15 protein-coding genes and 1 riboswitch are annotated in these 15906 nt (G+C 32.9%); of the genes, 7 read left to right on the forward strand and 8 right to left on the reverse strand.

Annotation, left to right across the window (positions count from 1 at the left end; translation table 11 throughout):
• Window positions 1–6: 6 nt before the first annotated feature.
• Window positions 7–1713: a CDP-glycerol glycerophosphotransferase family protein gene (locus RTL21_RS16550; protein WP_312097376.1), complete on the reverse strand. Its 1707-nt coding sequence runs from the start codon at window positions 1711–1713 to the stop codon at window positions 7–9.
• 901 nt (window positions 1714–2614) lie between these two features.
• Between RTL21_RS16550 and tagU the strand changes: the two genes are divergently transcribed.
• The 6 genes from tagU (at window position 2615) to RTL21_RS16580 (ending at window position 9078) form a co-directional block, all read left to right on the forward strand.
• Complete coding sequence (tagU, locus tag RTL21_RS16555) at window positions 2615–3541, forward strand: polyisoprenyl-teichoic acid--peptidoglycan teichoic acid transferase TagU (protein ID WP_312097377.1); 927 nt, start codon at window positions 2615–2617, stop codon at window positions 3539–3541.
• A 309-nt stretch (window positions 3542–3850) separates the two neighbouring features.
• Window positions 3851–4567 carry an IspD/TarI family cytidylyltransferase gene (locus RTL21_RS16560; RefSeq protein WP_312097378.1) on the forward strand — a complete coding sequence of 239 codons (717 nt, stop codon included), beginning with the start codon at window positions 3851–3853 and terminating at the stop codon, window positions 4565–4567.
• Window positions 4560–5585, forward strand: a complete 1026-nt coding sequence (locus RTL21_RS16565; RefSeq protein WP_312097379.1) for a ribitol-5-phosphate dehydrogenase — start codon at window positions 4560–4562, stop codon at window positions 5583–5585. Before RTL21_RS16560 ends, RTL21_RS16565 begins: the two co-directional genes overlap by 8 nt.
• Before the next feature lie 43 nt (window positions 5586–5628).
• Window positions 5629–6819, forward strand: coding sequence for a CDP-glycerol glycerophosphotransferase family protein (locus RTL21_RS16570; RefSeq protein WP_312097381.1), 1191 nt, complete (start codon window positions 5629–5631; stop codon window positions 6817–6819).
• 94 nt (window positions 6820–6913) lie between these two features.
• Window positions 6914–8806 carry a CDP-glycerol glycerophosphotransferase family protein gene (locus RTL21_RS16575; protein WP_312097382.1) on the forward strand — a complete coding sequence of 631 codons (1893 nt, stop codon included), beginning with the start codon at window positions 6914–6916 and terminating at the stop codon, window positions 8804–8806.
• A 68-nt stretch (window positions 8807–8874) separates the two neighbouring features.
• The gene (locus tag RTL21_RS16580) at window positions 8875–9078 is read left to right on the forward strand and encodes a hypothetical protein (protein WP_312097383.1); all 204 of its coding nucleotides are present in this window, start codon (window positions 8875–8877) and stop codon (window positions 9076–9078) included.
• On the opposite strand, the gene gloA2 is transcribed toward RTL21_RS16580, so the two are convergent.
• From gloA2 to RTL21_RS16595, 3 genes are all read right to left on the reverse strand, one after another.
• Window positions 9075–9464, reverse strand: a complete 390-nt coding sequence (gene gloA2 / locus RTL21_RS16585) for an SMU1112c/YaeR family gloxylase I-like metalloprotein (RefSeq protein ID WP_312097385.1) — start codon at window positions 9462–9464, stop codon at window positions 9075–9077. The two genes, RTL21_RS16580 and gloA2, sit on opposite strands and share 4 nt — an antisense overlap.
• A 110-nt stretch (window positions 9465–9574) precedes the next feature.
• A complete protein-coding gene (galE, locus tag RTL21_RS16590; RefSeq protein ID WP_312097386.1) occupies window positions 9575–10537 on the reverse strand; it encodes a UDP-glucose 4-epimerase GalE in 963 nt (320 codons plus the stop codon).
• 289 nt (window positions 10538–10826) lie between these two features.
• Window positions 10827–11567, reverse strand: a complete 741-nt coding sequence (locus tag RTL21_RS16595; protein ID WP_312097387.1) for a WecB/TagA/CpsF family glycosyltransferase — start codon at window positions 11565–11567, stop codon at window positions 10827–10829.
• A 283-nt stretch (window positions 11568–11850) separates the two neighbouring features.
• A riboswitch (cyclic di-GMP riboswitch) is annotated at window positions 11851–11937 on the forward strand.
• A 24-nt stretch (window positions 11938–11961) separates the two neighbouring features.
• On the opposite strand from RTL21_RS16595, the gene RTL21_RS16600 reads away from it, so the two are divergent.
• A complete protein-coding gene (locus RTL21_RS16600; RefSeq protein WP_312097388.1) occupies window positions 11962–12105 on the forward strand; it encodes an anti-repressor SinI family protein in 144 nt (47 codons plus the stop codon).
• Window positions 12106–12443: 338 nt separating this feature from the next.
• Here the strand turns inward: RTL21_RS16600 and RTL21_RS16605 are convergent, their stop codons facing one another.
• The 4 genes from RTL21_RS16605 to RTL21_RS16620 all read right to left on the reverse strand — a co-directional run bounded on the left by RTL21_RS16605 (window position 12444) and on the right by RTL21_RS16620 (window position 15659).
• Window positions 12444–12590, reverse strand: a complete 147-nt coding sequence (locus RTL21_RS16605) for a hypothetical protein (RefSeq protein ID WP_312097389.1) — start codon at window positions 12588–12590, stop codon at window positions 12444–12446.
• Between the two features lie 14 nt (window positions 12591–12604).
• Complete coding sequence (locus tag RTL21_RS16610) at window positions 12605–12946, reverse strand: single-stranded DNA-binding protein (RefSeq protein WP_312097390.1); 342 nt, start codon at window positions 12944–12946, stop codon at window positions 12605–12607.
• A gap of 302 nt (window positions 12947–13248) precedes the next feature.
• Window positions 13249–14985 (reverse strand): phospho-sugar mutase, encoded by a 1737-nt coding sequence (locus RTL21_RS16615; protein WP_312097392.1) that lies wholly within the window; start codon window positions 14983–14985, stop codon window positions 13249–13251.
• A gap of 167 nt (window positions 14986–15152) precedes the next feature.
• A complete protein-coding gene (locus tag RTL21_RS16620) occupies window positions 15153–15659 on the reverse strand; it encodes a hypothetical protein (protein ID WP_312097394.1) in 507 nt (168 codons plus the stop codon).
• Window positions 15660–15906 lie beyond the last annotated feature (247 nt).

The following is a 15906-nucleotide window of genomic DNA, read 5'->3' on the forward strand; positions in this document are numbered from 1 at the left end:
CAAAGCTTAGTTTCCTAGTAGAAATCTTTTTATGTTAACTGCCATTCGATAGGTAAATGCATTCTTTTTTGCCATAGACCAGCATGCTCTTAATAAGTCTGAGTCTCTAAAATGATTCGTTTTTTTCTTCTTTTTGGTCAATACTTTTTTATTTGAAAGAATCTCCTCAAATATTCGTTTTGAATTATTTGTATCTGTATACTTTAATAGATTTCTTCTCATTTCCGCGTATTTTTTATCTTCTTGGAAATTATTCAAAATATACTTTTGAATGAGTTTTTCTAGATCAGATTGGGTTAATGCTCGATCTCCAAATAATTCATCATCCATATCCAAATAACTTCCCTGATATTTCAAATAGTCCTCTAAATCAAATTGATAAAATACAATCGGTTTTTTTTGATAATACATATCCCATGCAACACTAGAATAATCGGTAATAAGTAATTTTGCATTCATCAATAGCTCATTCACCTTGATTTCACCATATGGAATGATTTTCACTCGATGATTAGAACTAGTAAATTGATCAATATACAGCTTAAATTTAGGATGGATATAGAATTGGAGATATAAATTATTTTCTTCCAATATTTTAGACAGTGAGGCAGAATGCAATAAGGAAAGATAATTTTTATAATAATCCGTTTCAATAAATTTTTCTTCTGGAATATCGTCCATCCATGATCGCCATGTTGGCATTAGCATGATATTTGTCACCTTGTTTTCTTCCGTTTTATCTTTCAAGACATCCCATCTGCTTAAGCCCGTAACGATAACTTCATTCTTCTTGTATCCAAAATTATTTACAATTACTTTCTTTTCTTGCTCGGATGATACAACAAACAAATCTGCAGCATTTCTACTATTTTTTTTATAGATAGAGTCTACTCTTTTCAGCGCTATTACCCCATGTTGAAGGAACACATATCTTTTTCGCTCAAGCGTGTCCTTTAATCTCCCTCTTAACGCTCTTATATCATAAACATGTCCCTTTGCTTCCGAGGAAATTAATAACTGGGAGGAAAATAAGTAGACCATATATTTAAAGCTCATATAATGGATTACTTTATCTTTCATCGCCTCTATATTGCTATAGTCTGGAGAATCCTCCTTAATGATATAATAAAGATTTTTTTTCTTATTGTTCTCATAGCAGTACTTGAAGAAATAGTATCCATTATCCTGGGCACTATCAGAAAACTTTTCGAAAACTAGCCAAATATTTTTTTGTCTAAAATACCAACCAAAAATGAAAGAAACAATCCAAGCCATTTTTTCTTTCCGTTGATTTATAGACGTGTCATGAAATTCCCTCTCTTTATATATCAGGGCAACGGTATTAGCTGCTGTTAAATACGGATAAACCCAATTTCCATTATCATATTCATAGGATTGGCGAGCTTTAATTTTCCTTAGCCTTTTTTTTATCTTTCCGGATGGATTCTTTATTCTTGCTAAAAATGTTTCTTCTCTATTTTCAACTTCTAATAAGAAATCCCAATAATACTTTTCTAAATGTAGATTCGCGATATCTATTTCCACCTCTAGCAGCATTACATCGCCTTTTAGCATTCTATTTTTAATTGGAAAACGATATTCAATATTATCCACTTTACTTCTATATTTAAGAATAAGGGAATGAAATTGAATCTTTTCTTTCGTATTTGGCCATTTTACTTTTATTTTAAATTGGATTCTATTATTGTTCATTACAAAAGAAACGATTCGAAAATTCAAATCAGATTTTTCCGTTGCTAAATAATCAGGTTGGGTAATGACGATGGATAGCCCCTTATTAATAGTAAAATAAGGTGTTATAACATTTACATCTGCTGAATTAGCAGACTGGAAGTAATTTTTAGCTTTTTCAGCAAATTGCTCTAAAGAGCGAATACGATATCTTTTCTTACTCTGATTAGTTTCTGTTACCTCAAAATATAAATCCCATCTAGAGATTTGATTATAATATGTATGGATAAATTCCTTTAGATCAATTGATATAACACCTAAATTATTGTTAACATACTCATTTGCATACCATTCAAGATGATTTCTTCTTTCAACAAAGACGATATTACTTTTATTTTCGAACTGTCCCTTTGGAACAGTAAAAGAAAGTACTTTTCTCTTGACATCAAAATGAACATTTTCAATTGTTATTGTAGCTTTTAATTTATGGGTACTAATTTCTTTTGCATCCCTTTCTTATTATAAATTCTTCATGTAGTACTTAATACTCATATCCAACCTAAAGTATCTAAATTTATTATAACCTTTGTGGACAGATCATATTATACAATTATTTTCAAGTTTCGACACTTATTCGTTTTATCTCTATTAATTTTAATAGAAAAAAATTCTGCAACTTTTTAAAAGAATATTCGTCTATATATTTAGTACCTTCTACCTAAACATTTAATTGCATGTAATTTTCGAATTTCATCTTAGAAGAATATTATTTATTTTTTTTAGAAAACTAATTAATAATTACCCCAAAGTAATCCAAATTAGTTCCTATTTCACAAAATAATGATATTAAATTCCCCCTTTTTCTGCTATTCTTTACTTAGCTTTATCAATTTTTGTCAAGATATGGAGGTTTTAATTTAGTATGAGATCTGATAAACCAAAACATAAAAAGAAAAAATGGTTACGTATTACTGGTCTTGTTTTATTAATTTTAATTATTGCTATTCTAGCGTATGTACTTACTGTCTATAAATCCTTAACAAATGCTGTTGATACGATGCATGTGCCAGTAGATCGAGTAACGGAGAAGAGAACGGATCTCTTAGATTTAAATAAGAAAGAACCATTTTCTGTTCTAATGCTAGGAGTGGATGAGCGAGAAGGAGACAAAGGTCGCTCCGATACAATGATTGTACTGACTGTTAATCCAGAAAAAAAATCTGTAAAAATGCTTAGCATTCCTCGTGATACACGTACGGAAATTGTTGGTCATGGCACAACAGATAAAATCAACCATGCATATGCATTTGGCGGGGTTGCAATGTCTATGGATACGGTTGAGAACTTTTTAGATATACCGATTGATTATTATATGCAAATTAATATGGAAGGCTTTAAAGATATTGTTGATGCAGTTGGTGGGGTAACAGTCAATAATGATTTAGATTTCACTTATAGTGGAGTACATTTTCCAGAAGGTCAAATTACATTAGATGGAGAAGATGCACTTAAATTTTCTCGAATGAGAAAAGAAGATCCTCGCGGGGACTTTGGCAGACAGCTTCGCCAACGATTAATTATTCAAGCTGTCATTAAAGAAGGGGCAAGCCTGAATTCTTTAACTAATTTTGGTGATATATTTGATGCTCTTGGTAAAAATGTAAAAACGAATATTACCTTTGATGAAATGGTTGATATCCAAAAGAATTATAAGAATGCTGCAGGCAATATTGAACAGTTTAGTATTGAAGGTACAGGACAAACGATTAATAAAGTTTGGTATTTAGTAGTAAGCGATGCAGAGAAGGCAGAGATTCAAAAGAAACTTAAAGACCATTTAGATTTATAAAAGGTGTTGGGCATATTTGCCCTTCACCTCTATTTTTTATCTATTTATAGTAGATATATCCAAAATCTTTATTCTATTTTCTCGAAATGCACTAGTTCAAATCACCTAAATATTTTTTCTTTTAAGGTGCTTAGATTTCAATTATTCTGCTTTCAATAACCTAAGTATTACGTTTGTTTTAAATCCTAGGCTATTTGTTGAAATGACTCGAAAAGAAGTGTATATTAAGTTTGATTTATGTAAATTATTGATTACAAAAAACGTATAAATATTTTGGATTTATTAAGTACGTAAAAGGAGTATTAAATTATGATATATGCTGAAATTCTTGCTGGTGGAAAAGGAACAAGAATGGGAAATGTAAGTATGCCAAAACAATTCCTTCCATTAAATGATAAACCTATCATTATTCATACAATCGAAAAATTTTTATTAAATGATCAATTCGAAAAAATTATCATTGCCTCCCCAAAGGAATGGATTAATTACACGAATGATATCATTAATAAATTTATCGATAAGCGCGACCGTTTAGTAGTAATAGAAGGTGGAGAAGATAGAAATGGAACTATTATGAATGGGATTAAATATGTAGAAGATACATTTGGATTATTCCATGATGATATTATCGTAACCCATGATTCTGTTCGACCTTTTATTACGCATCGTATTATTGAAGAAAATATTCAATTTGGTCTTGAATTTGGTGCTGTTGATACCGTTATTTCTGCTATTGATACAATTGTTGAATCAGAGGATGGAGAGTCCATTTCTAATATCCCTGTTCGCGATTTTATGTACCAAGGACAAACACCACAAACATTTAATATGAAAATGCTGAAAGATCACTACTATTCCCTTTCGTCCGAGCAAAAGGCGATTCTTTCTGATGCATGTAAAATTTGTGTCTTGAAAGGAGAAAAAGTCAAACTCGTGACTGGCGAAGTTTTTAACATTAAGATTACTACACCATACGATTTAAAAGTAGCAAATGCTATTATTCAGGAGAGTATAAACCATGATTAATCAAGTATATCGTCTTGTTTCTCCAAGACAATTTGAAGTAACCTATCAGGATTTTTCATTAAAATCCGATATGATTGTCGTTCGACCAACCCATCTCTCTATTTGTAACGCAGATCAACGCTATTATACAGGATCTCGCGGCAAAGAGGCGATGGCAAAAAAACTGCCAATGGCCTTGATTCATGAAGGTATCGGTATGGTTGTCTATGATCCTAAAGGCGAATTCGCTAATGGAACGAAAGTGGTAATGGTTCCTAACGATCCTACAGAAGAAGATCCGTTTATTGCAGAGAACTACTTACGTTCCAGTCGATTTCGCTCTAGTGGCTACGATGGATTTATGCAAGACTATGTCTTTTTAAATAGGGATCGTTTAGTCGAAATTCCAGAAGACATGAATCCATTTGTAGCAGCTTTTACGGAGCTGATCACGATTGCTATGCACTCTATCACGAGGTTTGAATCAAGATCACATAAACGTCGTAATACCTTTGGTGTTTGGGGCGATGGAAATTTAGGTTTTATCATGTCCTTAATCCTAAAGAAAAAATATCCTGAGAGCAAAGTCATTTCATTTGGTAAAACACAGTATAAATTAGATCGCTTCTCTTTTGTAGATGAAACGTATTTAATTGATGATATTCCAGAGTCATTAAAAATAGATCATGCCTTCGAATGTGTAGGTGGATTAGGTAGCCAATATGCTATTAATCAGAGCATTGACTTAATCGTGCCAGAGGGATCTATTTCCATTCTTGGTGTATCTGAATATCCAGTAGAAATTAACACAAGAATGGTGTTAGAAAAAGGGATCACGATGATTGGCAGCAGTAGAAGCGGACGCACAGATTTCCAAAACACTGTTAATTTATACAAAGAATTCCCAGACATAGTAGATTACTTTTCCACACTTATTGGAGAAGTTCAAACCGTCACATCTATTCAATCCATTATTGAAGCTTTTGAAAAAGACTTAACTTCTTCTTGGGGCAAGACAATTATGGAGTGGAAAATATAAAGTAAATGAATTTATTTTAAATAGATTAGAAAGGTAGATTGATTTGAGAAAAATAAAATTGCTACCTACTGTATTAACCAAAGTAATGATCAAAATTGCCTATTTCTTTTTTTCTATCATATTTAAAGTGAATTCGAAAAAAATAACGTTTGCTTCGACACGATCAAATGAAATAAATGGTAATCTAAAATATATTTACCAGGAAATTGAAAATAGGAATACTGATTATAAATTAGTTAAATCCTTTTTTAAAATTAATAATTCACTCCTAGGAAAGCTGCGTTATTTTTTCCATATAATAAGGGAATGTTATCACTTAGCAACCTCCAAATACTTTATTATTGATGATTATCATTACTTGGTTTATCTTATAAAACCTCGTAAAAATACAGAAATCATTCAACTTTGGCACGCTTGCGGGGCATTTAAAAAATTTGGAATGAGTCTAGTTGGAAAACGATATGGTCCAAGTAAGGACTATATTAAAACAATTAAAATACACTCTAACTATTCGAGAGTGTATGTTAGTTCTTCTGAAGTTATTCCTTACTATTCAGAAGCCTTTAATATGAGTGAAACAAGAGTTTTCCCACTTGGTGTTCCAAGAACTGATTATTTTTTTGAAAAAAATAGAAAAGAAGAAGTACTAAATAAATTTATAAGCAAATTTGGACCAATTGCAAATAAACAATTGATTTTATACGCCCCAACCTTTCGAGGTAAGAGCTATCAACAAGGACAATTTGTTAGTCCAATTAACTTTAGATTACTTAAAAATCAGCTAGAGAAAGATTCAGTAGTGTTAGTGCATTTACATCCATATATGTCTTCTAGCTTTCAAGTGGATGAAGATTTACATGATTTTGTCGTTCATATTGCAGATGGCTTCACAATCGAAGAATTACTTTTGATCACGAATGTTCTTATTACTGATTATTCTTCTATTATTTTTGACTATAGTTTATTAAACAAACCCGCAGCATTCTTTGCCCATGATTTAGAGGAGTATATGCTAGAAAGGGATTTTTATTATGACTATGATTCACTCGTACCAGGACCTATTTTCCAAACTACCGAAAGCCTTGTTAATTGGCTAAATGTTGGAACCTTTGATGATAAAAAAATGACTGCGTTTAAAAATAGATTTTTTGATTATTCCGATGGGCAGGCTTCTAAAAGAATAGTCTCTCATCTACTCTCACCTTTAAACAAAGCGGATAATTCCCAACTATAGAATTATAGAGTGGAGAAAATCTATTTATTGCCTTGTCAGCTTAGTTTATTTAACTGACAAGGCTTCATTTTATGAAAGTTAAGGAGATATAAGTATGTTAAGAAAGATTGTTCGAAAGTTAAGAAGAAGAAAAGGTTCTTCTAACTCGTCAGGACCAATCGTCCGTGATGAGTTAGAATTTAGTATTGATAAACCTGTCCAAATAACAGAAGATCGCATTATCATTCAAAAAGAAAAAATAAGTGAATCTCTTCCAGTACTTAATGAAATCGCTGGAAAAATAGAAGAACATATTCCACATCGTAAAATAACGCAATTAAATTGGAATGGGCCAATCATGGAAATCGAAGGCTATTTTTACTTAGAGAATGTTCCGATGACGAATGAAGATCTAGTAAAAAAACGTTTGGTACTATTAAGCTCTAGTGGTTTAAAGGTTTCCATCCCTTTACAGGATGTTCTTGTTAATGACATTAAAACAAAAGATTCTATTGATAATAAATATAGTTGGGCAGGCTTTCGCTCCAAAGTTAACTTTGCAACCATTACATCTCATAATAGACCACTTCCTGAAGAAGACTATCGTCTATTTTTAGAATTAGACGTACATGTACTCGGTGATAAAGTATATAAAAAGTCCTTCCCTTTAGGAAATATTGAACATTTTCTAGATAATGGCTTCCATTCTGCAAAAATGGAGTATTTTACTGCCAAAAAGGAAATGAAGTATAATCTTTTAGCTACATATGATTTACCATTAAAAACATTAAAAATTACATCATCTAAACTAAAGGATTTAGATCCTTCTGTAATGGGATTAGATGCAGAATTAAAGCAACGTGGCATTGTTTATCGTGTTGTTTATAAATGGTGTTTCTCTTTAACATACAAATTATGTAAGTTATTACCTTTACAAACAAGAAAGATTATTTTTGCATCCGATAGCCGAAGTGAAATGAGCGGAAACTTTCAGTTCGTGTATGATGAATTACTAAGAAGAAATTTAAATTATGACTACCATCTCCTACTAAAAAAAGGAGTGGATGAAAAAAAGAATTATCGAGAAATATTCAGCTTAGCCTATCATTTGGCAACAGCAAAATTTATTATTTTGGACGATTTCTATCCAATGATTTATCCGCTAACCATTAGAAAAAATGCTGAATTAATTCAATTATGGCATGCTGTTGGTGCATTCAAAACGTTTGGCTTTAGCCGCTTAGGACGCCCTGGTGGCCCATCGCCTAAATCAAAAAACCATCGAAATTATACAAAGGCAATTGTTAGCTCCCATAATGTTGCCAAGCATTATGCAGAAGGATTCGGAATTGATCTAGAAAATGTAATACCAACAGGAATTCCAAGAACAGATGTCTTTTTCGATAAAGCCTATCAAGAAGAAGTAAGAAACAACCTATACGAAGAATTTCCATTTTTAAGAGGAAAAAAAGTAATTACGTTTGCACCTACTTTCCGTGGAAATGGACAAATGTCTGCCCACTACCCAATGGAAGTATTAAATTTAGAAAAGCTCTATAATGAATTGAAGGACGAGTATGTATTCCTATTTAAAATTCATCCATTTGTAAAAAATGAATTTAGTATTCCTTATCAATTTAGTGATTTCTTTTACGATTTTTCTTCTTACCGGGAAATCAATGATTTATTATTCATTACAGATATCTTGATTACTGATTATTCATCTGTGTGTTTTGAATATGCTTTGTTAAATAAACCAATGATCTTCTTTGCATACGATGTAGAAGAGTATGTCCGTACGCGTGACTTTTATTATGACTATCATTCCTTTATTCCTGGTCCACTTGCAAAAACTACAGAAAGAATGATTGATATTATTCAAAAAGAAGATTTTAAAATGGAAAAAATTGAGCCGTTCGTTAAATATTTCTTTGATGATTTAGATGGAAAAGCCACGGAACGTGTGGTTGATCAGCTTATCATCAATAATTTTAATGAGTTAACTTAAAGTAGAAGCCCCCTTAGCATTCGTTAAGAGGGCTTCTTTTTTATCTCCCGACATTTCTCGGGAAATACTTGTCAGCTTTTGTTGATAAATTTGGTGTTTTCAATGAAAATAAACGCGGTATATATATACTACAAGAAAAAATAGTAGAAAGGATGATAGATATGAAAATAAAAGCTGGAAGCTGGAGATTACTAAGTGCTCAGGATAAGCAATTTATTTTACAAACTGTTTGTACCCTTTCTCAATATAAGGGGAAAGCTCATTCAAATTAAGCCTCATATAGTTCAATTGGTAACCCATCAGGATCAGCAAAAAAAGTAAACCTTTTGGACGTAATTGGATCGATCCGAATTTCTTCAACTGTAATATTTTTTGATTGTAAATACTGTACAGTTTCTTCTATGTTATTCACTTCAAATGCAATATGACGTAAACCAGCTGCCTCCGGATAACTCGGTCTTTTCTTTGGATTTTGAAAGGAAAAAAGTTCAATTTGATACGTATCATTTACTAAAAGATCAAGCTTATATGATTCTCTTTCTGCTCGATATACTTCTTTTAATGGTGTAAAGCCTAATAAATTAACATAAAACTGTTTAGAAGCTTTGTAATTGCTACAGATAATAGCAATATGATGAATGCGATTTACTTTAAACATTTTTGTACTCCTTTTTTATAGATTACCAGCTATTGTAGGATAACCAAACCGAATATATCTTTGCTCTAGAAAAAATGCGAAGAAATTTTATAATTCCTTCGCCCTTTATATTATTTATTATGCCAGTTCCAAGCACTTTGAATAATTGTTTCTAAGCCTCTTTCTGCTTTCCAGCCAAGTTCATTGTAAATTTTGTCTGAAGAAGCAACTAATCTTGCTGGGTCTCCAGCTCTTCTATCACTAAGGATAACATTCGCTTCTCTGCCAGTTACTTTTTCACACATTTCAATTACTTGCTTAACAGAATAGCCTACTCCATTTCCAAGATTATACGTTTCGGCCTCTTTCTTTTCCTTTAATAGAGCTTCTAAGGCTGCTATATGGGCATTAGCCAAATCTGTTACATGAATATAATCTCGGATACATGTTCCATCTTCTGTAGGATAATCTGTACCAAAAACGGAGATAGACTCCCTCTCTCCTAATAATTGTTGAAGGATAATAGGGATTAAATGCGTTTCTGGATCATGATTTTCCCCAATTTCACCAGATACATGTGCCCCCGCAGCATTGAAATAGCGTAGGACAACGTAATGAAGTCCATAAGCTGCATGAAAATCAGCTAAAATCTGTTCTACCATTAGCTTCGATTTCCCATAAGGATTAATAGGTGATGTTTCTGAGCTTTCTATAATAATCTCCTCTTTTGGAATTCCATATGTAGCTGCAGTAGAAGAGAAAATAAAGTTTTTCACATTATGTTTTAACATCACATTTAATAATGTTAATGTATTAGCAACATTATTCTCATAATATTTATACGGATCTTGGACAGATTCGCCAACTAAGCTATAGGCTGCAAAATGCATGACTGCTTTGATTGGATACTTAGAGAAAATCGATTCTAAATCCTCGACATTACCTAAATCTCCATTTACAAAAACCGCACGAGAATCCACTGCTTCCTCATGGCCAGTAGCAAGATTATCTAATACTACCACTTCTTCCTTTTCCACTAATTCTTTTACTAGATGGCTACCAATATAGCCAGCTCCACCAACTACTAATATCATATAAATAAATCTCCTTTAATTAGCTATTTATGCTCTCTCCTATTTTATCACATATTTTGTAAATATTATTTAATAGTATGTTAATATCGCTTTAAAAGTGGGGGAAAAAGAAGCTAGCAGCAATGGCTTTTTTCGTTAAGTTTTTGCTAATCTCCCTAACTCCTCTGTGTATTCAAACTGCTCATTAATATTAAAATATAAATTTCCCTATTGAAAAACTAGAGCTTTTAGAATAATGTCAATAATAAAAATGCCTGATAGGAAGGGCTTTTCCATATCAGACACTTTATTATTTTCTCTTTCTTTGCTTATAAATAGAGTAGAAAAAGGCAAAATGCCCTACAACATTTCGCTTCCATAATCTTCGCGGCTCTTTCCCCATTCGATATAACCATTCTAGGCGAAGATCGCGAAAGATCTTTGGAGCTCTAGGAACATTCCCAGAGGAAAAATCTATAAAAGCCCCTACAGCCATCGTAATAGTACTCTTCAGCTTCGAACGATGTTCATTAATCCATTGTTCCTGTAATGGCATCCCAAACCCTACTAAAAGGATATCTGCTTGACTCATATTTATCTGTTCAATAATATTCTCCGTGTTCTCTTTCGGAAAATATCCATCCTGACTGCCTACAAATAAGATATTTGGATATGTCTTTTGTAGTCGCTCTTGTGCCTTTTGCGCTACTCCTGGCTTAGCTCCTAATAAAAACACACGATAATGACCTTTCTCTACATTTAAAGATTGAAATAACGCAGGGATAAAGTCCGTACCATTTAAATTCTCTTTAAAAGAAAATCCAAACAGCTTTGCCCCCATTTCAATTCCAATCCCATCATTTAACAATAAATCTGCCTGATTTAGCATGTCACGATATGCTGAATCCTTTTGTGCAATATTATATCCATGATCATTTAGAAAAAAAACATCAGACAGTATTCGTTTATCTAGCTTTTCTTTTATATAAGTAACAGCTTCTTTTGAGCTTAAAATATTTACCTTTATATTTCCTAACCATTTCTTATCCATTATGTACCCCTAGTGAGAAATTTTTAAAAAGCCCCTTTCTATTATATAAAAATTGTCTTCTAGAAACAATTCAAGCGAAAAGTGTTCACTTTTTTAGCTATAATAAGAAAATGGAATAATCATGTTTTAGACATTTATTCTCCTCTATCATCATTATTTTCGACTCCAAACTTTAGCTTAAACGAATAAACTACTATATTTATGTTGGATTATGTCGAAATATTATCCACAAAAAAGTTGTAATATTTTTCAAATTAATGATAAAATTTTATTTGTACAATTATCTAGATAAAGGCAAACCATCTGAAAGGGTGGGACGCAAAGCTTCAGGTCTAAGGTAGATTTATACTATGATGGCTGGGCCACCTTATATTCTATAAGGAGGTTAATTATCATGATTAATTTGTTTCCCACCGATTTATTAACAAAAAGCAATTTGGACATTGAATGGATAATGCTCATAATGGAGGCAAAAAAACAGGGCTTCACACAAGAAGAAGTTCGTGCCGTATTAACAATATTAAAAGATAGTTATTGACGTAATATCAGAATATTCTATAATGACACCGTTTTAGCCTTAATAATTATTAAGGCTTTTTCTAAATTTGCAAACAGAATGAGCCTCTGGTATCTTTTGCTTATCTTTCGAACTGACACCGAGAGCTTATTCTGTTGCCTTTCGGACTTACTTCACCTACAAATCGAATGTTCAATTGTTCAATTATTTACAAAAAAAAAGCACCGCTTTGGGCACTTTCAAAAGGAAGAATTTATCGGGGCGTTTATTGATTTTTTCTAATAAGGATTGGTTGTTTCAAAGAGAAATTTTGAAACGGAAAGATAATTGGTGTGTGAGTAGTGTATAGGGTGAAAGTCTTAAGGTGTTGGGGAAGTACGAGAGATTTTTTCCATGTTAATAATATGTTCTAATTGTTTTATTCTAAGATTACATTGCTCTAATTTCTCATTTGTTTTTGCCTGCATTTTAATTAATGTAACCATTAAATCTGGTACATTATTCACGATGCTTTCCTCCTTTATGGAATAGTTTGTTCTACTTTTTTAGGCTCCAAGAAACGAACAGATTCGGCTATAACTTCTGTTACATAAATCTTTTTTCTATCCTGATTTTCATAGTTTCTTGTTTGAATGCGACCAACAATTCCAACTAGAGAACCTTTATGACAATACTGGGCCGTATTCTCTGCTATTTTATTCCAAAATGTACACTGGACAAAATCAGCATCATAATCGCCTGCTTGGTTTTTATAGTTTCTATTTACTGCAACAGTAACATTCACAATAGATGTTCCCTCTTGTGTGACTCTAAGCTCTGGATCCTTCGTTAGCCTCCCTACTAAAGTAACCTGATTAATCATCTTTCCCCCCCTCTCTTCTTAAATTAGTAAAATCATACTATAAATGAAAGAGAATGAAAAATGTCGAAATTTCAAGTTTTGACCCTTTTTTTCATGAAAAATCAAAGTTTCGCCTAGGACATTTTTGAAGTTTCTAATATAAAATAGCCCACATTTAGAAGTTTTGCATTTTTTTAATTTTTTCACAAAAAATAAAATCTCCTCCAAAAATACTTAAAAAGAGATTCTCGGCTCTTTATTAAGCACCCTTGAAGGAGATAATTGATTTTATTTTGGTACTAATCGTTTTTCAGTAACAGCTATTACTTATTATACCCATCGATTACAGCGTTGACTTGCTCCATTACACCTAGCTTCAATGCTTCTAGCTTACTTGTGCTTTCTTCTAAAGAAGAACTATTTACACTAAAGTAGAACTTCGCCTTAGGCTCTGTTCCAGATGGACGTAAGCAGAACCATGAACCGTCTTCTAAATAGTATTTGATGACATTAGATTTTGGTAAATCAATCAATGTTTCTGTTAAACCTTCTAAACGCTGACTTGTTAGATAGTCTTCTACTGCAACTACATTTAAGCCATTTACTTCTTTGATTGGCCCTTTACGGAAAGTGTCCATAATGTAAGCAATTTGTTCTGCTCCATCTTTCCCTTTTAACGTTAAGGACTCTAATCCTTCTTGATAGAAGCCATACTTTTCAAAGATTTCTAATAAGCCTTCATACAGTGTTAGGCCTTTCGCTTTATAATATGCAGCAACTTCCGCAGCAAAAATAGCAGATTGAACAGCATCTTTATCACGAACAAAATCGCCAATTAAATAGCCATAGCTTTCTTCATATCCGAAAAGAAATGTATGCTCATGTGTTTGTTCAAACTCTTTAATTTTTTCTCCGATAAATTTAAATCCTGTTAATGTATCGATTGTAGGAATTCCATAGGCTTTGGCAACGGTACGGCCAATTTCAGATGTTACAATCGTTTTGATAACAATACCGTTTTCAGGAAGAATGCCTTTCTCTTTCTTCTCTGATAATAGATACTCAAGCATCAATGCCCCTAATTGATTTCCTGTAAGAACCGTGTATTCTCCACTTAAATCCTTAACAGCCACCCCTAATCTGTCTGCATCTGGATCTGTTGCAAGGAGAATATCAGCATCGATTTCTTTTCCATAACGAATCGCAATTTCAAAAGCTGCATGCTCTTCTGGATTTGGCGATTTTACCGTTGAGAAGTTAGCATCAGGTAATTCCTGTTCTTTCACAATCGTTACATTTTCAAATCCAAATGCTTCTAATCCTGCACGAACTGGCTTGTTTCCTGTGCCATGTAATGGAGTATAGACAATTTTCAAATCTTTTGCTTCTGGTAAACGATTTAATTGGATTGTCTTTAATTGTTCTACATAGGCAGCATCTACTTCTGCACCAATATATGTTAATAAGCCCTGTTCTAATAACTCGTTTTCTTCTAACACTTCAATTGTAAGCTCATCTTCTACTGCATTTACATATTTAATAATTGTATCTGCAGCCTCTGGAGGAAGCTGTCCACCATCTTCTCCGTATGCCTTAAATCCATTATACTCAGGAGGATTGTGACTAGCGGTAATCACTACTCCAGCAAATGTATTCAGATAGCGTACAGCAAAAGATAATGCTGGTGTTGGACGAAGCTCTTCAAATACATAGGATTTAACTCCAAGCTTCCCTACTACTTTCGCAACTTCTAATGCAAATTCTGGAGACTGATGACGGGAATCATAAGCTACAGCTACCCCGCGATTCATCGCTTCTTCTCCTTGTTCAACTATGTATTTTCCTAATCCTTCTGCCGCTTTACGGACAGTATAAATATTCATGCGATTAATACCAGGCCCTAGTTCGCCACGCATACCGCCAGTACCGAATTCCAAATGCTTATAAAAACTGTCCTCCAGCAACTTATCAGATGTTTGTAATTCTGTTAGTTGCGCTTTTAAGTTAGCTTCCAATCCTGCAAAACTTGTCCACTTTTCTACGATTTCTTTATAAACCATTGTCGCTGTTCTCCCACCTTTAAATTAATGTGACTATATATCATAACATTACCTAAAATATGTATATAAGTAAAGATTTTTTCAAAAGCCCTTTTATGGAACCCTTCTCTATAAATAGTTCTTAATACCTAGGCTGATAAGGGTTCCATAAAGATTTCTTAAGCAAATTATTTTTTTCTCCACATCTTTGCAAGTGGACCGCTTTCCCCATAGACTGGATCGGCAACAGGGAATAAAGCATTTTCTATCTCCTCCTGCGCACCTTCTAAGTCTTCCTTCACATCTTTCTTCACATTATAGGCTTCTCCATTTGGATAAGCACCGATGACTTCAAAATCCGGGGAAGCTGATAATCTTTTATGACCAGTTCCAGCTGGAAGCAACAAAATATCGCCACTCTTTACAATAAGCTTAGATCCCCCTCCCCCTCCTATTTGCAATAGAGCAGATCCTTTTTTAATTCCAAGGACTTCATGGGCATTGCTATGATAATGATGGTATGGAAAAACTCCATTAGTCCAACTATTTTTCCAATTATTATAATGAAAAACCTTTTCGATCTTTTCCTCCTTATTCTCCATTGCCTTTTTATAATGTAGAGCAGGGAGATAAGGATGGTTGGGTATATATCTATTTTGCTCGAAATAATACATTGTAATATCTGGATTCGCCATGGATGTACACCTCTTTATCTATTGATATTACTGTATACCCCTCTTCTTCTTAAAACATTCCTTCGTCTATTAGCTAAGAATGCCATTTGTTATTTTTGAATAATTACCTCTTTTCTTTTAATTCCGACTTTTGTTTTTTTACTATAAAGAAGGAAATTTCTGTCGATACAAATCGTTGGATATTAATTTTGCGAGATTCTACCGGAAAAGTTTATCAATTCCATCTCAAGCTAAAAAGTGTCGTCAA

The sequence above is a fragment of the Niallia sp. genome, assembly GCF_031978665.1.
Lineage (GTDB): Bacteria > Bacillota > Bacilli > Bacillales > Cytobacillaceae > Niallia.